Consider the following 23,006-nt stretch of genomic DNA (forward strand, 5'->3'; position numbering starts at 1 on the left):
CAACCTTACCGGTGAGCTCAGTCCTCGCTGACCTGCAGCCGGAAACGATCGCGCTTGGTGTGCAGGTCCCAGAGGTGCCCGGCGAGCGCCTCGGGGCTCTTGTCCGGGTCGTCGGCGCTGATGGCGCCACCGATGATCAGCTGCGAGACCTGGATGCCCTCCTCGGCGAGCTCCTCGTTGAGCAGCTGCGCGTAGGCGGCCTGTCCGGCGAAAGCGATCGACGTACCGGTGACCGCGCGCCCGGGCTTGACCGCCGAACCGCCGTTCACGAACAGGATGGTGCCCTTGTTCTCGCCGAGGAAGCGCATACCGGGCAACACCTGGTGCACGGCCGCGATCGGGCCGTAGATCGAGAACTCGACCGGCCCGACCATGTCGGCAGGAGTCGTCTCGAGCACCGGTCGCATGAAGTCCTTCTGCGGCAGCGGGCTGTACTGCAGCACCTCGATCGGTCCGAGGGTCTCGGTGACCTGCTCCAGGGCCGTCGCGATGGACACCGGATCGCGGACGTCGGCCGCGAAACCCCGAGCCGACACACCGTCTTTCGCGAGGCTGTCGGCGAGCGCGTCCACGCGGCCCTGGTTCCTCGAGATCAGACCGACCGAAAAGCCCTCGGCACCGAACTTCCGTGCCACAGCCGCTCCGAGTCCTGCTCCTGCTCCGATGATCGCCAGTGATGTCATGACCGGTGCAACCCGCTGGTCGCCGACGACTATTCCCGGGCGTCTGTGCATGGGTGGTGCCGCCGCGGCGGTCGATTAGCCTCGGAGACCATGACCGCCGCCATCCCGCTGGATCTGTCCGCCGATCCCATCGACCTGACCGCCGCGTTGGTCGACATCGCCAGCGAGTCCCACCACGAGGCGGCCATCGCCGACGCCGTCGAGCACGCGATCCGGGAACAGACGTCGGGGTTCGAGGTGCTGCGGCACGGCAACCGGGTGCTGGCCCGCACGAATCGTGGCCTGGCGTCGCGCGTGATCCTCGCCGGTCATCTCGACACCGTGCCCATCGCCGACAACGTGCCCAGCCGACGCGAGTCCGACGGCCCGGAGGGTGACGTCCTGCACGGGTGCGGCACGGTCGACATGAAGTCCGGTGACGCGGCGTTCCTGCACCTGGCCGCGACCATGGCCGACTGCGCGCACGACCTGACGCTGATCTTCTACGACTGCGAGGAGATCGCGGCGGTCCACAACGGCCTCGGGTTCATCGAGCGCGAACTGCCGGACTGGCTCGTCGGCGACGTCGCCATCCTGGGCGAGCCCACGGCCGGGCTGATCGAGGCGGGGTGTCAGGGGACGCTGCGGGTGCGTCTGACCGCGCGCGGCACCCGGTCGCACTCGGCCCGATCGTGGATGGGCGACAACGCGATCCACAAACTGGGTCAGGTGTTGCAGGTGTTGGCCGACTACCGACCCCGTCGAGTCGACATCGACGGGTGTGAGTACCGCGAGGGGCTGTCCGCCGTCGCGATCACCGGTGGCGTCGCGGGCAACGTCATCCCCGACGCCGCCGCGGTGGACGTCAACTTCCGCTTCGCCCCCGACCGCTCCGCCGACGCCGCGTACGCGCACGTGCGAGAGGTCTTCGCCCGTCAGATCGATTCCGGGACAGTCGAGATCGAGCTCACCGATTCGGCCCCCGGTGCGCTGCCCGGTCTGTCGCACCCGGCGGCGCAGGCGTTGGTCGCCGCGGCGCACGGTCAGGTCCGGGCGAAGTACGGCTGGACCGACGTCTCCCGCTTCGCCGCGATGGGCATCCCTGCGGTGAACCTGGGTCCCGGCGACCCCAACCTCGCGCACCGTCGTGACGAGCGGGTACCGACCGCGCAGATCACCGCGGTGACCGACACGCTGCGCCGATACCTGTCCACCCCGGCCTGATTGCTAGCGTCTGCTGATGGCACAGAGTGATCGAGTCCCGGGTGATCGCGACACCCAGGTCTCCTATTCCGGCGCAACACGTTTCCGGGTCGACGCCGCGACGATCGAGACCACCACCGACCGTCGGCTGCTCGACGAGGAGCCCGACACCACCTCGTGGCACCGCGACCGCACCGAGAAGGACCCCTGGCGCGTGCTGCGCATCCAGTCGGAGTTCGTCGCCGGCTTCGACGCCCTGTCCCGGGTCGGCGGCGCGGTCACGGTCTTCGGATCGGCACGGACCCCGCGGGAGTCGCCCGAGTACGCCCTGGGCGTCGAGCTCGGGGCCGCCTTGGCCGAGGCCGGTTTCGCGGTGATCACCGGGGGCGGCCCCGGCGCGATGGAGGCCGCCAACAAGGGTGCGTGCGAGGCGGGTGGTCAGTCGATCGGGCTGGGCATCGAGCTGCCGTTCGAGCAGAGCCTCAACGACTGGGTCGACCTCGGCGTGAACTTCCGCTACTTCTTCGCGCGCAAGACCATGTTCGTGAAGTACGCCCAGGCGTTCGTCTGCCTGCCCGGCGGATTCGGGACCATGGACGAACTGTTCGAGGCGCTCACCCTGGTGCAGACCAAAAAGGTCACACGCTTCCCGATCGTGCTCCTGGGCACGGCGTTCTGGGGCGGCCTCGTCGACTGGATCACCACGACCCTGGTGGCCGACGGCAAGGTCTCCGAGGCCGACGTGTCGCTGCTGCACGTCACCGACAGCGTCGCCGAGACCGTCGATCTCATCGCGTCTGCGGCCGCCGAGCGCGCCCGGCGTGAGGAGTCGGCGCGATGAGTGCCGTGTGCGTGTACTGCGCCTCGGGGCCGGTCGAGGACCGCTACCTGCAGCTCGCCGCCGACGTGGGCGAGGCCCTGGGACGGGGTGGGCACACCCTCGTCTCCGGCGGGGGGAACGTGTCGATGATGGGCGCCGTGGCGCGCGCGACGCGTGAGCACGGCGGTTCGACCGTCGGCGTCATCCCGCGCGCGTTGGTCGATCGCGAGGTCGCCGACGTCGACGCCGACGAGCTGGTGGTCACCGACACGATGCGCCAGCGCAAGCAGCTGATGGACGACCGCGCTGACGGCTTCATCACCCTGCCCGGCGGCATCGGCACCCTTGAGGAGCTGTTCGAGACCTGGACCGGCGGTTATCTGGGCATGCACGACAAGCCGGTGGTCCTGCTCGACCCGTTCGGTTTCTACGCACCGTTGTTGACGTGGTTACGCGATCTGACGGCCACCGGATTCGTCTCGGAGAGGTCGATGGAGGCACTCCGGGTCACCGATTCAGTGACCCGCGCCATAGAGCTGGCTACCAGCCGGTAACCTCGTCTCCGATACCGACCGCCAGGCACCAGGAGCTGTGAGTGACGACTGAGACTCGTTCCCGCGTTGGATTGACCGACATGGCCAAGGGGGTTGTGGGGTTGGCCTCCGACGCGACGATCATGTTGCGCAATGCGCCCGGCCTCGCCCTCCGCAAGCCGACGAGCACCGCGACCATCGGCAGCATGTTCCAGAAGCGTGCCGGCGCCCACCCGGATCGGCCGTTCCTGCGGTTCGAGGGCAAGTCGCTCACCTACGGCGAGTGCAACCGACGCGTGAACCGCTACGCCGCGCTGCTCACCGAGAAGGGTGTGCAGACCGGCGACGTCGTCGGCGTGCTGGCGAAGAACGACCCGCAGACGCTGCTGTCGATGCTGGCCATCGTCAAGCTCGGCGCCATCGCCGGGATGCTGAACTACAACCAGCGCGGCAACGTCCTCGAGCACAGCCTCGGCGTGCTCGACGCCCGCGTGATCATCGTCGACCCCGACGCCGCCGAGGCGCTGGACTCGGTGCCCGCCTCGGCCGTGCCCGAGTCGGTGCTGCTGTTCGGCGACGTCGACGAGCAGTCCGCATCGCTGTCGGAGCGCAACCCCGACGTGACCGACACCCTGCCCGCGTCGACCAAGGCGTTCTACATCTTCACCTCCGGCACCACCGGGATGCCCAAGGCCAGCGTCATGTCGCACTTCCGATGGCTGACCGGCCTGTCGGGCATCGGCGGCATGGGAGTTCGCCTGCGGCACAACGACACCCTGTACGCATGCCTGCCGCTCTACCACAACAACGCGTTGACGGTCTCGCTCTCGTCGGTGCTCGGTTCGGGAGCCTGCCTGGCGATCGGCCGCTCGTTCTCGGCGTCGAAGTTCTGGGACGACATCATCCTCAACCGGGCGACCGCCTTCTGCTACATCGGTGAACTGTGCCGCTACCTGCTGGCGCAGCCGGAGAAGGACACCGACCGCAAGCACTCGGTGCGGGTCGCGGTCGGCAACGGAATGCGCGCGGAGATCTGGGACACCTTCTCCGAGCGGTTCGGTATCGACCGCATCGTCGAGTTCTACGCCGCCAGCGAGTCGAACCTGGCGTTCATCAACATCTTCAACGTCAAGCGCACCGTGGGCTTCTGCCCGCTGCCGTACAAGATCGTGCAGTACGACGGCGAGAACGGTGACCCGCTGCGCAACGACGAGGGCCGCGTGATGGAGGCGAAGAAGGGGGAGCCGGGTCTGCTGATCTCGGAGATCACGGACCGCATCCCGTTCGACGGGTACACCGATCCCAAGGCCACCGAAAAGAAGATCGTGGCCGACGCGTTCGCCGACGGCGACAAGTGGTTCAACACCGGCGACCTCGTCCGTGACCAGGGGTTCTCGCACGTCGCTTTCGTCGACCGCCTCGGCGACACCTTCCGCTGGAAGGGTGAGAACGTCGCGACGACCGAGGTCGAGGGGGCGCTCGACGCCGACTCGCAGATCGGCCAGTCGGTGGTGTTCGGGGTCGAGATCCCCGAGACCGACGGCAAGGCCGGCATGGCCGCGGTGACGCTGAAGTCCGGCGACAAACTCGAGCCCGGCAAGCTCGCCGAACACCTCTACGGCTCGCTGCCCGGTTACGCGCTGCCCCTGTTCGTCCGGGTCGTCGACTCGCTCGAGCAGACCTCCACGTTCAAGACGATGAAGGTCGAACTGCGCAAGCAGGGCTACTCCGACGTCGGTGACGATCCGCTGTACGTGCTGGCGGGCAAGTCCGACGGATACGTCGAGTACTACGACGGATACGTCGACGACGTGGCGGGCGCCAAGGCACCGCGCAACTGATGTGAACGCGCTCGGGGGAGACGCGTCGGTGGGGGCGTGGGAGTCATGGTCACCGACGCTGTGCGGTCGGCCGGTGGACACCGGTCGCGCACTGGTGATGGCGATCGTGAACCGGACGCCGGACTCGTTCTACGACCGTGGGTCCAGCTTCACCGACGCCGCGGCGATGTCGCGGGTCCACCAGGTGGTCGCCGAAGGGGCCGACCTCGTCGACGTCGGCGGGGTCAAGGCCGGGCCGGGTGAGCATGTCGACGCCACCGCGGAGATCGCCCGGGTCGTCCCGTTCATCGAATGGGTGCGCGGGGAGTACCCGGATCTGATCATCAGCGTCGACACCTGGCGTGCCGAGGTGGCTCGCGTCGCGTGCGCGGCCGGGGCCGATCTGGTCAACGACACGTGGGCGGGCACGGATCCGGAACTGGTGCACGCCGCCGCCGAGTCCCGCGCGGGCATCGTCTGCTCGCACACCGGGGGAGCTGTCCCGCGGACGCGTCCGCACCGGGTGCGTTACGTCGACGTGGTCGGCGAGGTGGCACGGGATCTGACCGCCGCGGCGTCGCGCGCGGCCACCGCGGGGGTCGCACCGGACTCGATTCTCATCGATCCGACGCATGATTTCGGCAAGAACACCCACCACGGGCTCGCCTTGTTACGTCACGTGAACAATCTCGTTAATAGCGGTTGGCCAGTGCTGATGGCCCTCAGCAACAAGGACTTCATAGGGGAGACTCTGGGTGTACGCCTGGAAGAACGGTTGGAGGGAACCTTGGCCGCGACTGCACTCGCTGCTTCACAGGGAGCGCGGGTCTTTCGGGTCCACGAGGTTGCCGCCACCCGCCGAGTGGTCGACATGGTGGCCGCGATAGCGGGTACCCGTCCACCCGAACGAACAGTCAGGGGACTGGCATGACCGCAATGAACAAGCCTTCGGGCACCGTCCGACGCGCCACCCAGATCTGGCCCGCGCCCGCAGACACCGATGCGGACACGATGGCCTGGTCCGACAGCCACACCTTCGAACAGCCCGACTGGTCGATCGACGAGCTGGTCGCGGCGAAGGCCGGCCGGACCGTCTCGGTGGTCCTGCCCGCGCTCAACGAGGAGGAGACCGTCGCCACGGTCATCGCCTCCATCCGCCCGCTGCTCGGCACCCTGGTCGACGAGCTCATCGTCCTCGACTCCGGATCGACCGACGCCACCGCCGAGCGTGCGAGGGCGGCCGGCGCACAGGTCATCAGCCGTGAACAGGCCGTCCCCGAACTCGCCCCGGTCAAGGGCAAGGGTGAGGTGCTGTGGCGGTCCATCGCGGCCTCCACCGGCGACATCATCGCCTTCGTCGACTCCGATCTCATCGATCCCGACCCGATGTTCGTACCCAAGCTGCTGGGTCCGCTCCTGCTCGACTCCGACATCCAACTGGTCAAGGGGTATTACCGTCGCCCGCTGCGCACCGGTGGGGCGCAGGACCCCAACGGTGGCGGCCGGGTCACCGAACTCGTAGCCCGACCCCTGCTGGCATCCCTCAAGCCCGACCTCACCTCGGTCCTGCAGCCGCTCGGCGGCGAGTACGCGGGCACCCGTGAGCTGCTGTCGGCGGTTCCGTTCGCGCCCGGCTACGGCGTGGAGATCGGCCTCCTCGTCGACACCTACGACCGCTACGGCATGGCGGGTATCGGGCAGGTCAACCTCGGCGTCCGCACGCACCGCAACCGTCCGCTCATCGAGCTCGGCGTGATGAGCAGGCAGATCGTGGGCACCCTGATGGGCCGCTGCGGCATCGCCGACTCCGGGGTCGGTCTGACCCAGTTCACCGCCGAGGCCGACGGGACCTTCACGCCGCACACCACCGACGTCTACCTGGCCGACCGTCCGGCCATGGACACCCTCCGCCCGCGCGTACCCCTAGGGGTCCGCGCCTCCTAGGTCCGACCCGGCCGCAAGGCTGGTCATCACGTCCCGGACGTGGTCTCATCACTAGAACGTGTTCTAGATTCTGATGATGGGAGCCCTCGTGGCGAGTGAGTCCGTGTCCGGGAAATCGATCCTCGTCACCGGCGGTGGCAGCGGTATAGGCCTCGGCATCGCCGCCGCCCTCGTCGCAGAGGGGGCGACGGTGACGATCGCCGGCCGCAACCAGGAACGTCTCGACACCGCGGCCGCCGGTCTGTCCGGCGCCGGGACGGTGCACACGGTGTCCACCGACATCACCGACGAGGACCAGGTGGCCGCCGCGGTCGCGGTCGCCACCGCACACACCGGCCGCCTCGACGGCGTCGTGGCGTGCGCGGGCGGTAGCGAGACCATCGGTCCGGTGACCCAGATCGACAGCGCCGCATGGCGCAACACCGTCGACCTGAACATCAACGGGACGATGTACACCCTCAAACACGCTGCGCGCGAACTCGTCCGCGGTGGCGGGGGATCGTTCGTCGCCATCTCGTCGATCGCCGCGTCCAACACCCACCGATGGTTCGGCGCCTACGGCGTGACCAAGTCCGGCGTGGACCATCTGGTCCGGCTCGGCGCGGACGAACTCGGTGCCAGCAACGTGCGCGTCAACGGGATCCGTCCCGGCCTGACCCGGACCGAGCTGGTGCAGATCGTGCTGGACTCACCGGAGCTGAGCGGGGACTACCGCGAGGCCACACCGCTGCCGCGGGTCGGCGAGGTCGCCGACATCGCCGCGCTGGCCGTGTTCCTGCTCGGGGACTCCTCGAGCTGGATCACCGGACAGATCATCAACGTCGACGGTGGGCAGATGCTGCGCCGCGGACCCGATTACAGCTCGATGCTCGAGGGCGTGTTCGGTGCCGACGGCCTGCGGGGCGTTGTCGAGTGAGCGGAGCGTCGAATGAGCGGGGACGGGCGGGCATGACCGTGAGCACGCACGAGGTCCTCGGCCGCGAGGTCGCGATGCCGGTGCAGATCCGGGCCGCGACCGCCTTCACGTCGATGGTGTCGGTGTCGGCGGGCGCCGCCCAACGACTCATCGACCACACCGGGCTGCAGGTGCTTCGCTGGCGACCCGGCCGCGCGGTCTGCGTACTCGTGTTCGTCGACTACATCGACGGCGATCTGGGGCCGTACAACGAGTTCGGCGTGTGCTTCCTGGTGCGCGAGCACGGGCGCCGCGGCGGCGGTGTCCTCTCCGATCTCAGGTCGCTGGTCCGCGGACAGGGGTGCGCCTACATTCATCGTCTGCCCGTCGACGGTGACTTCACCCTCGCCGCCGGCCGGGGCATCTGGGGGTTCCCGAAGACGCTGGCGGAGTTCGACGTCGACCACGAGTCGCCGGTCAAGCGCGGTTCGTTGCGGGCCGACGACGCGTTGATCGCGTCGCTGGAGGTGTCGAAAGGGGTGTCGGTGCCCGATTCACCGTCGGCGACGACGCTGACCGCCTACTCCCATCTCGACGGGGTCACCCGTGTTACGCCCTGGTCGATGCGCGCCGCGCAGACCCGGACCCGCCCGGGCGGGGCATCACTCACCCTGGGAACGCACCCCTTCGCCGACGAACTGCGCACACTCGACATCGGGCGCACGCTGATGAGCTCCTCGGTGGGTGCATTCACCATGACGTTCGGCGACGCCGAGACCGTCTGAGAACGCCGGGACACCCCGATCTGGGATGATCAGGGGCGTGCAGACCCTGTTGCTCTATCTCCTCGTCATGGCGGTGGTGGTCGCCGTGGTCTTCGCCGTCGTCTGGTTCGCCTTCGGTCGCGGTGAGGATCTCCCGCCGATCGAGCGTGACGCGACGCTGACACGCCTGCCGCGAGCGGGCATCTCGGGCGACGACGTCCGCAGGCTGCGTTTCGCGCTGGTTCTGCGGGGTTACAAACAGTCCGAAGTCGACTGGGCCCTCGAGAAATTGGCCAGGGAGGTCGATGAGCTGCGCACCGTCATCGTCGACCTCCAGGGCCGCGACGCCAACGACTTCTCGCGGCGCGAACCGGATGCGGCGCAGGTCGACGAGACGTGAGCCGTATCATTGACAGGGTTGACCCGCGGTGAGTGCGATTCGTCGGGTCTGACAGACCAGTTCAACCGCATAGAATCAGATTCCGTGCCGTGATCGGCGAGGATCGACAAGGGAGCATGTGACATGGCGGCGATGAAGCCACGGACCGGCGACGGTCCCCTTGAAGCAGCCAAGGAAGGGCGAGGAATCGTCGTACGGATACCCATCGAGGGTGGTGGCAGGCTCGTTGTCGAACTCACTCCGGACGAGGCCGCTGCGCTCGGCGAAGAACTGCGTGGCGTCGTCGCGGGCTGACCGGCCCGTCTCGGCTCGTCGCTGAGCCGCCGACATGTTGTCGGCGATCATCGATCTTCTCGATTGTCCGGTGTGCCAGGGTGACCTGGACATCGATGAGTCCTCGGTCATCTGCGACCGCGGGCACACCTTCGACATCGCGCGCCAGGGGTACGTGTCCTTGCTGTCCGGTTCCGCCGGGAAGCTGCACTCCGATTCCGTCGCGATGGTCTCGGCGCGTGAGCGTGTGCTCGGCTCCGGTCTCTACGAACCCATCGGCGATGCCGTCGTTGAGCTCACCGAGGGTGCGGTGACCCTCGATGTGGGTGCGGGGACCGGCCAATACCTCAGCAGGTGCCTCGATGGGCAGGGCCCCGATGCGCGTGGGGTCGGACTGGACCTGTCCAAGGCGGGCGCGCGGGCCATCGCCCGTGCCCACCCGCGGATCGGGTCGGTCATCGCCGATGCGTGGCAACGACTTCCGGTACGTGACGACAGCGTCGACACGGTGCTGTCGGTGTTCGCGCCGCGCAATGTCGCGGAGTTCGCCCGTGTTCTGTCCCCGGGCGGTGCGCTGGTGGTGGTGACCCCGACCCCCCGACATCTCGCCGAGATCGTCGAGTCCATGGGCATGATCGGCGTCGACCCGGCCAAGCCCGAACGGATCGGCAACACCCTCGGCGCCGCGTTCACCCGCACCGAGCGGATCTCGGTGGAACACACGATGACTCTTGACCGTGGCCTGGTTGCCGACATCGTCACGATGGGCCCGTCGGCGTATCACCTGTCCGCCGACGAGATCACCGATCGCGCCGCCGCACTCGCCGAGCGCGTCGACGTCGTGTGCTCGGTGACGGTGTCGCGCTACGAGGCGCAGACCGACCGGACGCGCTAGCGCGCCGAGAGCGCCGTGTTGTAGACGGTCATGGTCTGCTCGGCGATCGAGCCCCAGGAGAACTCGGCGATCGCCCGTTCCCGGCCCGCCACGCCCATCTCCGATGCGCGCGCGGGGTCGGCGACGAGGGAGTTCACCGCCGAGGCGAGTGCGCCCTCGAACGCGGACTCGTCGGCCACGTCGTAGTGCACGAGTAGCCCGGTGACCTGATCGCGCACGACCTCCGGGATCCCGCCGACGTCGGAGGCGACCACCGCGGTGCCGCAGGCCATGGCCTCGAGGTTCACGATCCCCAACGGCTCGTAGATCGAGGGGCAGACGAAAACAACCGCAGCCGAGAGGATCTCGCGGATCCGGTCGGTGGGCAGCATCTCCTGGACCCAGTACACGCCGTCGCGGGTGGCCGACAGCTCGTCGACCGCGGCGGCGATCTCCGCCCCGATCTCGGGGGTGTCCGGGGCGCCCGCGCACAGCACGAGCTGCAGATCGGGGTCGAAGGAGTGGGCGGCCGCGACGAGGTGTCGGACCCCCTTCTGCCGGGTGATCCGACCGACGAACACCGCGATGGGTCGGTCCGGGTCGACCCCGAGTGACGCCAATGTCGACTCGCCCGCGAACGGGTCGGGTTCGGGGAACCAGATGTCGGTGTCGATGCCGTTGCGCACCACATGGACCCGCTCCGGGTCGAGTCGGGGGTAGGCGTCGCAGACGTCCACCCGCATCCCGGCGCTGACGGCGATCACCGCGTCGGCGTACTCGATGGCGTTGCGCTCGGCCCAACTCGACACCCGGTAGCCGCCGCCGAGCTGCTCGGCCTTCCACGGTCGCCGTGGTTCGAGCGAGTGCGCGGTGAGGATGTGAGGCACGTCGTAGAGCTGTGCGGCCAGATGGCCGGCGAGGCCGGTGTACCAGGTGTGCGAGTGCACCACCTCGGCGTCGGCCGCGCCCGCGACCATGCGCAGATCGGCCGACAGTGTCGTCAGAGCGGCGTTGGCGCCGGTCAGTCCGGGGTCCGCGGTGTAGACCTGCGCGGTGTCCCGAGGGGCGCCCATGGCGTGCACATCCACCTCGGCCAACGACCGCAGGTGGCGGACGAGCTCGGTGACGTGGACACCCGCGCCTCCATAGACCTCGGGCGGATACTCGCGCGTCATCATCGCCACTCGCATACCCGAACGCTATCCCGGTGCGCCGGATCTCGCCATCACACCGACCCGGGGTGGCGCCGGCGAAGACGGGCGGATCGTCGCAGAACGTAGCCGGGAACCCCAATGGCGGATAAGTTGGACAGTGTGAGATCACAGCCGCACGTGCTCGGGATCGTGCTCGCCGGCGGCGAGGGAAAGCGTTTGTATCCCTTGACCATGGACCGCGCGAAACCCGCCGTCCCGTTCGGTGGCGCGTATCGCCTCATCGACTTCGTCCTCAGCAACCTGGTCAACGCCGGGTATCAACGTCTGTGCGTGCTGACGCAGTACAAATCGCACTCGCTCGACCGGCACATCTCCCAGACGTGGCGGTTGTCGGGGTTCAACGGCGAATACATCACGCCCGTCCCGGCGCAGCAGCGCCTCGGGCCCCGGTGGTACACCGGCAGCGCCGACGCGATCTTCCAGTCACTCAACCTGGTCTACGACGAGGAGCCGGACTACATCGTGGTCTTCGGTGCCGACCACGTGTACCGGATGGATCCCGAGCAGATGGTGCAGGCGCACATCGAGTCCGGGGCGGCGGCGACCGTCGCGGGCATCCGCGTCCCGCGCAGTGAGGCGTTCGCGTTCGGATGCATCGACGCCGACGAGTCCGGTCGGATCACGCAGTTCCTCGAGAAGCCGACGGACCCGCCCGGCACACCGGACGATCCCGAGGCGACGTTCGCCTCGATGGGCAACTACGTGTTCACCACCTCCGCGCTGGTGGAGGCGATCCGCGCCGACGCCGAGGACAGCGACTCCGACCACGACATGGGCGGCGACATCATCCCGGGTTTCGTGAACCGGGGCGAGGCCCACGTCTACGACTTCAAGGACAACGAGGTCCCCGGGGCCACCGAGCGCGACAAGGGTTACTGGCGCGACGTGGGGACGCTCGACGCGTTCTACGACGCGCACATGGATCTCGTGTCGGTGCACCCGGTGTTCAACCTCTACAACCGTCGGTGGCCGATCCGCGGTGCCGCCGAGAACCTGGCGCCCGCAAAGTTCGTCCACGGTGGGTTGGCGCAGGAATCGGTGGTCGGCGCGGGATCGATCATCTCCGCGGCCACGGTGCGCAACTCGGTGCTCAGCTCCAACGTGATCATCGAGGACGGCGCCACGGTGGAGGGCAGTGTGCTCATGCCCGGTGTCCGCATCGGTCGGGGCGCGGTGGTGCGCAAGGCGATCCTGGACAAGAACGTGGTCGTCGGACCCGGCGAGATCCTCGGTGTCGAACTCGAACGCGACCGCGAGAAGTACGCGGTCAGTGCGGGCGGTGTGGTCGCCGTCGGCAAGGGCGTCAGGCTGGGCTGACGCCCCTGGCCGCGGCGAGTGCCGCGGCCACCAGGTCGCCCATCTCGGGTCGATGGGTGTCGTCGGGCAGGTCGTCGACCGGCCACCATCGCAGATCGACCGATTCGTCGCTGCGCACGATGTCGGGTAGTCCGCCGCCGTCGACCTCGGGTGCGATCCCGAGGAACCGGACGTCGAGGTGACGGGTCGGGACTCCCAGCGAGCAGGTGATCGGATGTGTGTGCAGCGCAATCGGGTTCACCGACAGCGACAGATCCGGTATACCCGATTCCTCGCGCGCCTCGCGGGCCGCGGCGTCGCGCAGGGTGTCGTCGGACTCCTCGCAGTGCCCGCCCACCTGGATCCACGCGCCGACCCGTGGGTGGAGCGTCAGCAGCGTGTGTGTGCCGGTGTGGTCCAGGATCAACGTCGACGCCGTCAGGTGGCCCGGCGCGCAGCTGCGCAGACACGCGTCGTCTCGCGCGGCGAGGAACGCGAGCACGGTGTGTCGCATCGAATCCTGCGAACGGTCGGTGATCTCCCAGCCGGTGAGCATCTCCGTCGCCGACGTGTGCAGACTCGCGGTACTCATCGGATCTCCACCAGACCGTCGGTCGTGGCCGGCGTGCGCAGCGTGGGCGCGTCCAGCGAATGGCCGATGGCGATGGCGCCCAACGGTTCCCATTCGGCCGGGACCTCGAGCTCGGTCGTGACCACATCGCGCGCGAAGATCGTCGAGCCCACCCAGCAACTCCCGACACCGCGTACCGACAGCGCGACCAGCAATCCCTGGACGGCGGCGCCGACGGCGACGGTGAACATGGTGTGCTCGGCCGTCGCCCGTGCGGAGTCGGGATAGTCGTGTGCGCCGTCCATCGTCAGCATCGGGACGACGAGTTCGGGGGCGTCGTAGAGCAACTGACCGCGGGCGATCCGACGCTCGACCGATTCCGTTGTCTTGCCGTCGGCTTCGAGATCGGTCCGCCAGCGGTCGGCCATGGCGTCGAGCAGACGTCGGCGGCGGTCGGGGTCACGGACCCACACGAACCGCACCGGGTGGGTGTGGTGTGGCGCCGGGGCGGTGAGCGCCTCGGCGAAGGCGGCGTGCATGTCGTCCTCGGCGACCGGGGTGTCCGCGAAGGCGCGCACCGACCGGCGCGTGAGCAGGGCCTGTCCGCGGCCGAGTTCGATGGCTTCGTTCGTCCCCAGCCAGAACAGGTCGTCCTCCCCGGGGCGGACGAGATCGCGCGCACTCGAACCGTTGTCGCGGGGGTGTAGTCCCCGCACGATGGCGACGGGGGTCTCGCCGAGCTTCCCCTTGACCAGGTCAGCGGCGGCCGCGATCTCGTCGACGACGGCGATGTCGGTGACGATCAGCTCGTTGCCGTGCCGGTCGACGGTCCCGTCGTAGGGGTGGGTGACGGCGATGCCCGCGGCGCCGATGGCCGCGTCGATCTGCCCGTTGCGCCAGGCGCGACCCATGGTGTCGGTGACGACCACCGCGACCTGAACGCCGAGCCGCTCCGCGAGCGCCGCGCGCAGACCCCGCGCGCTGGCGTCGGGATCGACCGGCAGCAGCGCGAGTTGATCGGTGTCGACGTTCGAGCCGTCGACCCCGGCGGCAGCCTGCACGATCCCGAGCGCGTTCTCGGTGATCAGTGTGCGGTTCTTGCGGGCCAGGACACGAACGGACTCGTTCTCGACGAGAGTGCGGCGCAACACGTCCCGCTCGTGGGGGTCGCTCGGCGCGGTGACCATGCGTCCCTCGACCTTGGAGAAGATCTTGCTGGTGACCACGAGGATGTCGTCGTCCCGCAGATCGGGGGCCGCCCGGGCGATCTCGCCGGCGATGTCGTCACCGACGGTGAAGCGGGGGAGCCCCGGTACCGCGATCAGCGTGATCTCGCCGGTGGCCGCGTGATCGGCGGGGACGTGCGCGACCGGGCCGAGGTCGCTTGTGCCTGTGTCGCTCATGCCGGGGTCACGGGGACGCCCACGAGATCACAGGCGTCGCGGACCATCTGGGCCGTCGCACTCGGCTCGGTCATCAGCAGCGGCACCGCGCGGGTGGCGACCCCGGGGATGTCGGCGGTGTCGCCGGGGGCGACGAGCCAACCGTCGAGGATGCCGGTGCCCGAACGGGCGCCGTAGTGGGCCCCGATGGCCTCGGCGGTGGTCTCGACCCCGATCACCGACAGACACTCGTCGGCCATGCCGCGCAGGGGGGCGCCGCCGATCACGGGGGAGATGCCGACGACGGGCGCCGACGTCGTCCGCAACGCAGCACGCACGCCGGGGACGCTGATGATCGCGCCGATGCTGACGACCGGGTTGCTCGGGGCGAGCAGGACGATGTCGGCGTCGGCGATGGCGTCGAGCACGCCGGGTGCCGGCTTCGCGTCGTCCGAGCCCACCTGCGCGAACCCGTGCGTGGGGATCTTGGCGCGGTAGCGCACCCACCACTCCTGGAAGTGGATCGCGACCTTGTCGTCCGGTGACGGGGAGCCGGCGCCCGCGCCGAGCACATCGCCGCTGCGGTTGACCACGACGTGGGTCTCGTGGCGATCGTCGGTGGCCGGGATGAGGCGCACACCGGGCTGCCACCGCTTGCACAGCGCCTCGGTGATGTCGGAGAGACGGTATCCCGCGTCGAGCATCTGCGTGCGGATGAGATGCGTTGCGAGGTCCCGATCACCGAGTCCGAACCAGTCCGGGTCGGCACCGTAGGCCGCGAGTTCTTCCTTGGCGTTCCACGTCTCGTCCTCGCGGCCCCACCCGCGCTCGGTGTCGATGCCGCCGCCGAGGGTGTACATGCAGGTGTCGAGGTCGGGGCAGATCCGGACGCCGTGCATCCAGGCGTCGTCACCGATGTTGACCACCGCGGTCACCGAGTTCGCCGAATCGCCGTCGCCCGCACCGGCCGGGAACGGGGTCGGTCCGAGGAGGTGGCGCACGCCGTCGAGGAATCGCGCGCCCCCGACGCCGCCGACGAGAACCGTTGTCTTCACGACGACCTACTCTAGTGCGGAGCCGGCGGGGGTGACCGCACGCGGGCGGCGAGCGGGCCGGAGGGGCCGGCCGGTGTGCTCCGCGACACACCTGTCGTGTCGAGACACCGAATCGTCGGCGCCGGGTGGTATTGGGAATTTGGCTGTTCCGCTTGACCGCACCAGTGCCCGCCGTGTCTAATCACATCAGTGTCATTATCGTTTCGTGATCGAGAATCGTTGAGCCGCTTCGAATTCGATCACATGTTCGAATCCGGGCAGATTACGGCACAGGCGAACACCCACACCACTTTCTATCCGAGATGAGGAGGCCCGGCGATGACTTCTGAGAACCTGATGAGCAACGGCCTTCATTCGCACGCGCCCGCACCACAGGCGCCCCACCTGAGCATTGTCCCCGACGACTTCGATGCGCTGTTCGACAACATCGAGGACCAGTGGCAGGACCGCGCCCTGTGCGCCCAGACCGACCCCGAGGCGTTCTTCCCCGAGAAGGGCGGATCGACCCGCGAGGCCAAGCGCATCTGCCAGGGATGCGAGGTCAAGCCCGAATGCCTGGAGTACGCCCTGCACAAGGACGAGCGCTTCGGGATCTGGGGCGGTCTCTCCGAGCGCGAACGTCGCCGCCTCAAGCGCGGCATCATCTGACCGACTGAGCGGCAACGCTTCTCGGCTCGAGCGCGCTACTGCGGGTTCGGGTCGATGGTGTCCTCGTCGACACCGAGGTGCGTCGCCACCTGCTGCACCAGCACCTCGTGCACCAGGTCGAGCAGATCGGCACCCTTGTCGGCCCGCGACTCGAGCGGGCGACGGAACAGCACGATGCGGGCCTTGGACGGCCGCCCGGCCGTGTCGATGCCGGCGGGCAGCAGTCGGGCCAGGGGGATCGGACCGTCCGCGGTGACCTCGTCGGGCCACTGCACCGTCTCCGGATCGCGGGGGAGCATGCGCGGGATCTCGTCCACCGCGAGATCGAGATCGCCCAGCTGGTCGTGCCATTGCGCGTCGATCTCGGCGAACGCCTCCAGCACCACCAGGTCGAACGACTCCGAGCGGGTGTTCGCCGCGGGCACGCCCGGCGGCAACAACGTGGACCGCAGACCCCGACCACGACGGTCGCGACGATGACCACGGCGATCGCGGCGCAGCGATCCTCCGTCGCGCGCGTCGAGTGGGTGCAGAGTCCTGGCCATGGCGAGAGTGTAGACACGACCACTCCCCGGCCACGCGAGTGTCACGATGGCGTGTCGGTGGCGCCACGCCGGGTGTGTCTGCGGTGTCCGTGCGGCCCGTCGGGCTAATCTCGCATGGTGAGGCTCCCCCGTCAGTGCTGCAGGCCCGGTTGTGCCCAACCGGCGGTCGCCACGTTGACGTTCGTCTACGCCGAGTCGACCGCGGTGGTGGGACCGCTCGCCACCTCCGACGAGCCGCACTCGTGGGATCTGTGCGACCTGCACGCCAGCCGGATCACCGTTCCGCGCGGCTGGGAGATGATGCGCAGCGAGGGTGGGTTCGCCGCCCCGTTCGGCGACGAGGACGACCTGACCGCGCTCGCCGAGGCCGTCCGCGAGGCCGGCGGACTGCGCAGTGCCTCGGGAACCGACGTGGCCGCCCGGTCGGCCCAGCACTCCGCGTGGCACACCCCGCCCGCACCCGTGTCGGCGGCCAACCGGCCCCGGCCGGGCCGTCGCGGTCACCTACGCGTGTTGCCCGACCCGGTCGACTGACACCGGTTTCTCGGCGGAGCGGGCGCTCCACCACCGTTCGGCCGCACCGCAACCCAGCATGACCAGCGCCGCGAGTCCCCAACCGAGGACGAGGTCGAACACGTAGTGCTCGGCGGAGTAGACCAACGTGAAGGCCATCGCCGCGGCGTAGCCGACCCACAGCGTCCGGCCCAGTTTCCGGGTGCGTCGCCACATGAACATCGCCAACAGTCCGGTGAGTCCGGCGTGCAGCGACGGGATCGCCGCCACCTGATTGGACCGCTCCTGGCCCACCTCGACGACGTCGCGCACCGGTCCGATGTGCAGGACGTCCCAGCCCCGGCTCGAGATGCGTTCGACGAACGGGGCGCCGTCCTCGCGCGGTGCCACGGTTCCCAGCAGTCCACCGTCGGGGACGCCGTCGGGACTCGTCTTGAGACACGCGGGGAACGCGGGGCCGTCGGCGATCTGCGACTGGGTGCACTGCGCGGCGGCCCACGGGGGAGCGGCGGGCACGAGGATGTAGCCGACCAGTCCGAGTAGGAACAGCACGACGAACCGGGTGACGAAACGACGCCACGACGTGCGATCGCGCAGCCACAGCCAGGCGGCCAACGCGTACGGGACGATGAAGTAGGACATGTAGACCACGCTGGTGATGACCTCCCACCACTGCGGGTCAGCGTGCTTGAGGTGCTCCTGCAACCACACCGTCGGGACGACGCCGAACATCCACCGGTCGGCGTCGACGGCCAGATTCCAGCGGGTGGGCATGCCGAGGAACGCCGCGACGCCGCGGGTGGAGTCGTAGGCGAACAGCACCAGCCCGAACGGGAGCCAGTCCCGGACCACCAGCAGCGGGTTGCGTCGGCCGATGCTCGTGGCCACCAGGCCGGCGCCGATCGCGATCAGGATCCACAGGAAATCGAACGACATCACCCGGGTCACCGTCAGCACGGCCAGGGTCACGGCCCACACTGTGATCGCGGCATAACGCAGACGGACCATGCCGGCCGACGACGCCGTGGTCGTCGCGGACGACTTCGGCTGCGTCGGAGGTGATTGCACATCGGTCATCGACGTCGTCCAACCACTAAGCTGTGCGCACATCGACAAGACGAGATCGAATCGAACCGAGGAGCACCGACGTGCCAGACCCGACCAGGGTGTCCGACGCCAGGACGAGCCGGACCACCGAGTCCGTCGCCGCGGTGGTGAAGGCCTACGACGTGCGCGGATTGGTCGGAGAGCAGATCGACGAGGAGTTCGTCGGCGACGTCGGACGCTCCTTCGGTGGACTGATGCGCTCGGAGGGCTCGACCTCCGTGGTCGTGGGATACGACATGCGTGAGTCGTCCCCGACGCTGGCCCGGGCCTTCGCCGACGGCGTGTGCGCCCAGGGCCTCGACGTCGTCCTGATCGGACTCGCCTCGACCGACCAGCTCTACTTCGCCTCGGGCGTGCTCGACCGACCCGGCGCCATGTTCACCGCGAGCCACAATCCGGCCGCCTACAACGGGATCAAGCTGTGCCGCTCCGGTGCCCGGCCGGTCGGACAGGACTCTGGGCTCGCGACGATCGCCGGACAACTGGTCGACGGGGTGCCCGGGTACGACGGACCGTCGGGGACGATCACCGAGCGCGACGTGCTGGCTGACTACGCGGCGTATCTGCACGAACTCGTCGATCTCTCTGGTGTCAGACCGCTGACGGTCGCCGTGGACGCCGGGAACGGCATGGGTGGTCACACTGTTCCGGCGGTGCTGGGGGATTCCCCGGTGTTCACTGTGCGTTCACTCTACTTCGAGCTCGACGGATCCTTCCCCAACCATGAGGCCAACCCGCTCGACCCGAAGAACCTGGTCGATCTGCAGGCGTTCGTGCGCGAGACGGGCGCCGACATCGGACTGGCGTTCGACGGGGACGCCGACCGCTGCTTCGTCGTCGACGAGCGCGGCGAGCCGGTGTCGCCGTCCGCGGTCACCGGTCTCGTCGCCGACCGCGAGCTGGCCAAGAACCCCGGCGCGACGATCATCCACAACCTGATCACCTCGCGTGCCGTGCCGGAGTTGGTCACCGAACTGGGTGGGACGCCGGTCCGCACGCGCGTCGGACACTCGTTCATCAAGGCGCAGATGGCGCAGACCGGGGCCGTCTTCGGCGGCGAGCACTCGGCGCACTACTACTTCCGCGACTTCTTCAACGCCGACTCCGGGATGTTGGCGGCCATGCACGTCCTGGCGGCGCTGGGTGGGACAGACAAGCCCGCGTCGGAACTGTTCGCCGACTACGAGCGCTACAGCGCGTCGGGCGAGATCAACTCGACGGTGGCCGACGCCCCCGCGCGGACGGCCGAGGTGGTCGCGGCGTTCGCCGACGACGCCACCGACATCGACGAACTCGACGGGGTCACGGTCAGTCTCAGCGACGGCTCGTGGTTCAACCTGCGGGCGTCGAACACCGAACCACTGTTGCGTCTCAATGCCGAGGCGCCGGACCCGGCACGGATCGACGCCCTGGTCGAGCGCATCCTGGCCATCGTCCGGGCCTGACGCCGATACCGTAGAACCCATGCTCACCGGTGCCCCCGACCTCGACGACGTGGACCGCCTCCAGGCGGCCGACGTCGACGGCCGCCTGCGGCTGGCCGCCATGGCCGGCGCACAGGTCAGAGCAGTCGACGAGGCGGTCCGCGAAGGGGTGCTCGCGCCGCTCGCCGACATCCGGCCCCGTGCCGTCGTCCTGGTGGTGGGCGGCGGGACCGCGTCGGCCGCCGCCGACCTCGTCGTCACCACGACGGCCGCACGCATCGACGTCCCGATCGTCGTGGCGGGTCGGCTGCCCGGCTGGATCGGTCCGCTCGACCTGGTGGTGCTGGTGGGCGACGACGCCGGCGACCTGACCTTCGCAGATGCCGCCGCCCGGGCCACCCGGCGCCGCGCCGAGCTCGTCGTCGACGTCCCCCTGGAGGGGCCCCTGGCCGAGGCCGCGGGCGGATCGGCCCTGAACCTCTCGCCGCGCATCCCCGCACCGCCGGAGTTCCGGTTCGTCGGGCACGTGGTGGCGCTGCTCGCGGTGCTGGGGGCGCTGACCTCCGTGCGCTCGACCGGTCCCCGGGTGGACCTGGGGGCGCTGGCAGAGGCACTCGACGACGAGGCCGCCGCGGCACACCCCGGCAACGAGGTGTTCCACAACGCGGCCAAGGGCCTGGCCGCGCGCGTCGCCGACCGGTCGATCGCCTGGGCCGGTGACACCTCCGCGGCGACCGTCGTCGCCGAGCACGCCGCCCGCACGATGTACTCGATCGCCGGGGTGAGCAGCGTGGGCTGTGACCTGGCGCAGGCGGTGGCCGGAGCCGCGGGCCGGCCGGTGGACCAATCGGCGCCGGTCGACTCGATCTTCCACGATCCGGAGTTCGACGGACCCGTCGAGCGACCCGTCCGGGTTCAGGTGATCACCACGCCGTCGTCGGAATGGTCGGTGCACCAACGGATGTCGATCCTCCCGGATGCCGACGTGGTGGCCGTGTCCGGACTGGACCCGCGACTGCCCGAACCCGGACGCCCCGACGAGGTAGGCGACACCCCGGACGATCTGATCCATCTCCTGGTGCTGTCGCTGCGCATCGAGATGGCGGCGATCTATCTCCGGTTGACGGGGGCGCACTGATGCGGCTGCTCGAGGGCATCGTCCGGCCGTACGCGTGGGGGTCACGAACGGCGTTGGCCGCGATGCGGGGTCGCCCGACGCCGTCGCCGCACCCGGAGGCCGAACTCTGGTTCGGTGCGCACCCCGGGGCGCCGTCGGTCGTGGTCGACGACGAGGCGACCGACGCGCCGGCCGATCTGCTGTCGGTGATCGACACCGATCCGCGCGGCGAGCTCGGTGGCGAGTGCGCGCAGACCTTCGCCGACCGCCTGCCGTTCCTGGTCAAGATCCTCGCGGCCGACGAGCCGCTGTCGCTGCAGGCCCACCCGACGCTCGCGCAGGCGCGGGCCGGTTTCGCCCGCGAGAACGCGGCCGGGATCCCCGTCGGTGCGACGAATCGCAACTACCGCGACGACAACCACAAGCCCGAACTCGTGGTGGCCCTCACCGAGTTCGACGCCCTCGCCGGGTTCCGCGATCCGGCCACGACCATCGAGCTGCTCCGGGACCTGCAGGTCGCCGAGCTCGATCCCTACCTGGGTCTGCTTGCCGGACAGCCGGACTCGGACGGACTGCGCGCGCTGTTCACCACGTGGCTCACGCTGCCCGACGTGATCATGCAGGCCCTCATCCCGCCCGTTCTCGAGGGGGCGATCGCCTACCTCGGCCGGAGCGATCGCCGTTTCACCCGCGAGCTGCAGACGGTGCTCGAACTCGGCGAGGCCTACCCCATGGACCCGGGTGTGCTGACCGTGTTGCTGCTCAACCGGATCCGGCTGATGCCGGGGGAGGGCCTGTACCTCGGGGCGGGCAACCTGCACGCCTATCTGCGGGGAACCGCCGTCGAGGTGATGGCCAACTCCGACAACGTGCTCCGCGGCGGACTGACGCCGAAACACATGGACGTCCCCGAACTGCTCGCGGTACTCGATTTCACGCCGACCGCGCCGTCGGAGCTGTTGCCCGGGATCCACACGCTCGGGGCCGAACGGATCTACTCCACGCCCGCGTCGGAGTTCCGGCTCTCCCGGGTCGAGCTCGACGGCACCGGGCTGCAGCGGACGTCGTCGATCTCGTTCGACGTCGCCGGACCGCAGATCCTGACGGTGATCGCCGGCACGATCGAGATCCGGACCCCCGACGGCCGGGTGCTGTCGGTACCCGCGGGGTCGTCGGCGTGGCTCGGCGACTCCGACCCCGACGTGGTGGTCCGCGCCGCGTCGAGCCGGTCGGTGTTCTTCCGCGCACTGGTGCCGGGCGTCGGTCCGCGGACCGAGGAGTCGGGTCAGGCGGGCGCGAGCGAATCGACGAGCCGCTCCCACTGATCGCCGATGACCTCGACGGTCAGGCCCTCGTGCACCATCAGGTGATGCACCGAGGCGGCCTCGAGCGGGGCCAGCAGTGCGAGTGAGACGGTGGGCACCGCGTCGCCGAAACCCATGTCGGCCAACAACGTCTGCACGTGGATGACCGCGACGCGGTGAGCCGGATGCGCCAGGCGTCCCGGGCCGGAGGCGTCGTCGGCCTCGATGAGGATGTCGAGGTGTGCGCAGACCATCGTCAGGCGGGCGCGCCCGTAGGCCACGAGGCGTTCGACGGCCGGGGCTCCCGGGCCCAGCGGCGGTGGCCCGGACAGGAACGAGCGCTGCATCTCGGTCTCGGAGTGGTCGAGGAGCGACATCATCAGCCCTGCCCGCCCGCCGAACCGTCGGAACACGGTGCCCTTGCCGACGCCGGCCTCGCGCGCGACCGCATCCATGGTCACCGCGGCGGCGCCGTGATCGTCGATGAGTCGTTTGGCGGCCGACAGCAGCAGGGCGCGGTTGCGGATCGCGTCGGAGCGCTCGGATTCGCCCGGGCCCGCCATGGTCAGCGTCAGTGCGGACGGCGTCGGGGTACCCGAGGATCTCGACCCGCCACTGGTTGCCACACCGGTGAGCGTAATC

The 23,006-nt window shown here is 69.3% G+C and carries 25 protein-coding genes; 17 read left to right on the forward strand and 8 right to left on the reverse strand.

Features of this window, described 5'->3' with window-relative positions; genetic code table 11:
* Nucleotides 1-17: 17 nt before the first annotated feature.
* On the reverse strand, nt 18-683 hold the full coding sequence (locus IEV93_RS11660; protein ID WP_188489806.1) for an SDR family NAD(P)-dependent oxidoreductase: 666 nt from the start codon (nt 681-683) through the stop codon (nt 18-20).
* 90 nt (nt 684-773) lie between these two features.
* Here IEV93_RS11660 and dapE point away from each other — a divergent pair, with 90 nt between their 5' ends.
* The 11 genes from dapE (at nt 774) to IEV93_RS11715 (ending at nt 10,209) form a co-directional block, all read left to right on the forward strand.
* Entirely contained in the window at nt 774-1,886 is a 1,113-nt protein-coding gene (dapE, locus tag IEV93_RS11665) for a succinyl-diaminopimelate desuccinylase (protein WP_188489808.1), read from the forward strand.
* A 16-nt stretch (nt 1,887-1,902) separates the two neighbouring features.
* Nucleotides 1,903-2,706: an LOG family protein gene (locus tag IEV93_RS11670; protein WP_188489810.1), complete on the forward strand. Its 804-nt coding sequence runs from the start codon at nt 1,903-1,905 to the stop codon at nt 2,704-2,706.
* Nucleotides 2,703-3,239, forward strand: a complete 537-nt coding sequence (locus IEV93_RS11675; RefSeq protein WP_188489812.1) for an LOG family protein — start codon at nt 2,703-2,705, stop codon at nt 3,237-3,239. Before IEV93_RS11670 ends, IEV93_RS11675 begins: the two co-directional genes overlap by 4 nt.
* Nucleotides 3,240-3,280: 41 nt before the next feature.
* On the forward strand, nt 3,281-5,059 hold the full coding sequence (locus IEV93_RS11680; RefSeq protein WP_188489814.1) for a long-chain-acyl-CoA synthetase: 1,779 nt from the start codon (nt 3,281-3,283) through the stop codon (nt 5,057-5,059).
* 97 nt (nt 5,060-5,156) lie between these two features.
* Nucleotides 5,157-5,969, forward strand: a complete 813-nt coding sequence (gene folP, locus IEV93_RS11685) for a dihydropteroate synthase (protein ID WP_188490546.1) — start codon at nt 5,157-5,159, stop codon at nt 5,967-5,969.
* Nucleotides 5,966-6,982 (forward strand): glucosyl-3-phosphoglycerate synthase, encoded by a 1,017-nt coding sequence (locus IEV93_RS11690; RefSeq protein ID WP_188489816.1) that lies wholly within the window; start codon nt 5,966-5,968, stop codon nt 6,980-6,982. The genes folP and IEV93_RS11690 overlap by 4 nt, the downstream gene beginning before the upstream one ends.
* An 88-nt stretch (nt 6,983-7,070) precedes the next feature.
* The gene (locus tag IEV93_RS11695; protein ID WP_229705049.1) at nt 7,071-7,898 is read left to right on the forward strand and encodes an SDR family oxidoreductase; all 828 of its coding nucleotides are present in this window, start codon (nt 7,071-7,073) and stop codon (nt 7,896-7,898) included.
* Between the two features lie 38 nt (nt 7,899-7,936).
* Nucleotides 7,937-8,662, forward strand: a complete 726-nt coding sequence (locus tag IEV93_RS11700; RefSeq protein WP_188490547.1) for an acetoacetate decarboxylase family protein — start codon at nt 7,937-7,939, stop codon at nt 8,660-8,662.
* Between the two features lie 37 nt (nt 8,663-8,699).
* Nucleotides 8,700-9,041, forward strand: coding sequence for a DivIVA domain-containing protein (locus IEV93_RS11705; protein ID WP_188489820.1), 342 nt, complete (start codon nt 8,700-8,702; stop codon nt 9,039-9,041).
* A gap of 123 nt (nt 9,042-9,164) precedes the next feature.
* Nucleotides 9,165-9,335, forward strand: a complete 171-nt coding sequence (locus IEV93_RS11710; RefSeq protein WP_188489822.1) for a DUF3117 domain-containing protein — start codon at nt 9,165-9,167, stop codon at nt 9,333-9,335.
* 34 nt (nt 9,336-9,369) lie between these two features.
* Nucleotides 9,370-10,209, forward strand: coding sequence for a putative RNA methyltransferase (locus IEV93_RS11715; RefSeq protein WP_188489825.1), 840 nt, complete (start codon nt 9,370-9,372; stop codon nt 10,207-10,209).
* Here the strand turns inward: IEV93_RS11715 and glgA are convergent.
* Nucleotides 10,206-11,378: a glycogen synthase gene (glgA, locus tag IEV93_RS11720; RefSeq protein ID WP_194446394.1), complete on the reverse strand. Its 1,173-nt coding sequence runs from the start codon at nt 11,376-11,378 to the stop codon at nt 10,206-10,208. The genes IEV93_RS11715 and glgA overlap by 4 nt on opposite strands.
* A gap of 123 nt (nt 11,379-11,501) precedes the next feature.
* Here glgA and glgC point away from each other — a divergent pair, with 123 nt between their 5' ends.
* On the forward strand, nt 11,502-12,719 hold the full coding sequence (gene glgC, locus IEV93_RS11725; protein WP_188489827.1) for a glucose-1-phosphate adenylyltransferase: 1,218 nt from the start codon (nt 11,502-11,504) through the stop codon (nt 12,717-12,719).
* Here glgC and IEV93_RS11730 read toward each other — a convergent pair.
* From IEV93_RS11730 to cofD, 3 genes are read right to left on the reverse strand one after another with little or no spacing between them, the layout of a single operon-like run.
* Nucleotides 12,706-13,290, reverse strand: coding sequence for an NUDIX hydrolase (locus IEV93_RS11730; protein ID WP_188489829.1), 585 nt, complete (start codon nt 13,288-13,290; stop codon nt 12,706-12,708). The two genes, glgC and IEV93_RS11730, sit on opposite strands and share 14 nt — an antisense overlap.
* Complete coding sequence (locus tag IEV93_RS11735; RefSeq protein ID WP_188489831.1) at nt 13,287-14,672, reverse strand: coenzyme F420-0:L-glutamate ligase; 1,386 nt, start codon at nt 14,670-14,672, stop codon at nt 13,287-13,289. Before IEV93_RS11735 ends, IEV93_RS11730 begins: the two co-directional genes overlap by 4 nt.
* Nucleotides 14,669-15,706: a 2-phospho-L-lactate transferase gene (cofD, locus tag IEV93_RS11740; protein ID WP_188489833.1), complete on the reverse strand. Its 1,038-nt coding sequence runs from the start codon at nt 15,704-15,706 to the stop codon at nt 14,669-14,671. The genes IEV93_RS11735 and cofD overlap by 4 nt, the downstream gene beginning before the upstream one ends.
* Nucleotides 15,707-16,024: 318 nt before the next feature.
* On the opposite strand from cofD, the gene IEV93_RS11745 reads away from it, so the two are divergent.
* The gene (locus IEV93_RS11745; RefSeq protein WP_229705050.1) at nt 16,025-16,354 is read left to right on the forward strand and encodes a WhiB family transcriptional regulator; all 330 of its coding nucleotides are present in this window, start codon (nt 16,025-16,027) and stop codon (nt 16,352-16,354) included.
* 35 nt (nt 16,355-16,389) lie between these two features.
* On the opposite strand, the gene IEV93_RS11750 is transcribed toward IEV93_RS11745, so the two are convergent.
* The gene (locus IEV93_RS11750; RefSeq protein WP_188489835.1) at nt 16,390-16,899 is read right to left on the reverse strand and encodes a metallopeptidase family protein; all 510 of its coding nucleotides are present in this window, start codon (nt 16,897-16,899) and stop codon (nt 16,390-16,392) included.
* 117 nt (nt 16,900-17,016) lie between these two features.
* Here IEV93_RS11750 and IEV93_RS11755 point away from each other — a divergent pair, with 117 nt between their 5' ends.
* Complete coding sequence (locus IEV93_RS11755; protein ID WP_188489837.1) at nt 17,017-17,433, forward strand: DUF3499 domain-containing protein; 417 nt, start codon at nt 17,017-17,019, stop codon at nt 17,431-17,433.
* On the opposite strand, the gene IEV93_RS11760 is transcribed toward IEV93_RS11755, so the two are convergent.
* Entirely contained in the window at nt 17,404-18,489 is a 1,086-nt protein-coding gene (locus IEV93_RS11760) for a phosphatase PAP2 family protein (RefSeq protein WP_188489839.1), read from the reverse strand. The genes IEV93_RS11755 and IEV93_RS11760 overlap by 30 nt on opposite strands.
* A gap of 71 nt (nt 18,490-18,560) precedes the next feature.
* Here IEV93_RS11760 and IEV93_RS11765 point away from each other — a divergent pair, with 71 nt between their 5' ends.
* The 3 genes from IEV93_RS11765 to manA are packed head-to-tail and all read left to right on the forward strand — an operon-like array spanning nt 18,561 to nt 22,385.
* Nucleotides 18,561-19,964, forward strand: coding sequence for a phosphomannomutase/phosphoglucomutase (locus tag IEV93_RS11765; RefSeq protein WP_229705051.1), 1,404 nt, complete (start codon nt 18,561-18,563; stop codon nt 19,962-19,964).
* Nucleotides 19,965-19,983: 19 nt separating this feature from the next.
* Nucleotides 19,984-21,081, forward strand: coding sequence for a hypothetical protein (locus tag IEV93_RS11770; protein WP_188489841.1), 1,098 nt, complete (start codon nt 19,984-19,986; stop codon nt 21,079-21,081).
* Nucleotides 21,081-22,385, forward strand: coding sequence for a mannose-6-phosphate isomerase, class I (manA, locus tag IEV93_RS11775; protein WP_188489843.1), 1,305 nt, complete (start codon nt 21,081-21,083; stop codon nt 22,383-22,385). The genes IEV93_RS11770 and manA overlap by 1 nt, the downstream gene beginning before the upstream one ends.
* On the opposite strand, the gene IEV93_RS11780 is transcribed toward manA, so the two are convergent.
* Nucleotides 22,346-22,927, reverse strand: coding sequence for a TetR/AcrR family transcriptional regulator (locus IEV93_RS11780; RefSeq protein WP_188490551.1), 582 nt, complete (start codon nt 22,925-22,927; stop codon nt 22,346-22,348). The two genes, manA and IEV93_RS11780, sit on opposite strands and share 40 nt — an antisense overlap.
* Nucleotides 22,928-23,006 lie beyond the last annotated feature (79 nt).

Source organism: Williamsia phyllosphaerae (assembly GCF_014635305.1).
Lineage (GTDB): Bacteria > Actinomycetota > Actinomycetes > Mycobacteriales > Mycobacteriaceae > Williamsia_A > Williamsia_A phyllosphaerae.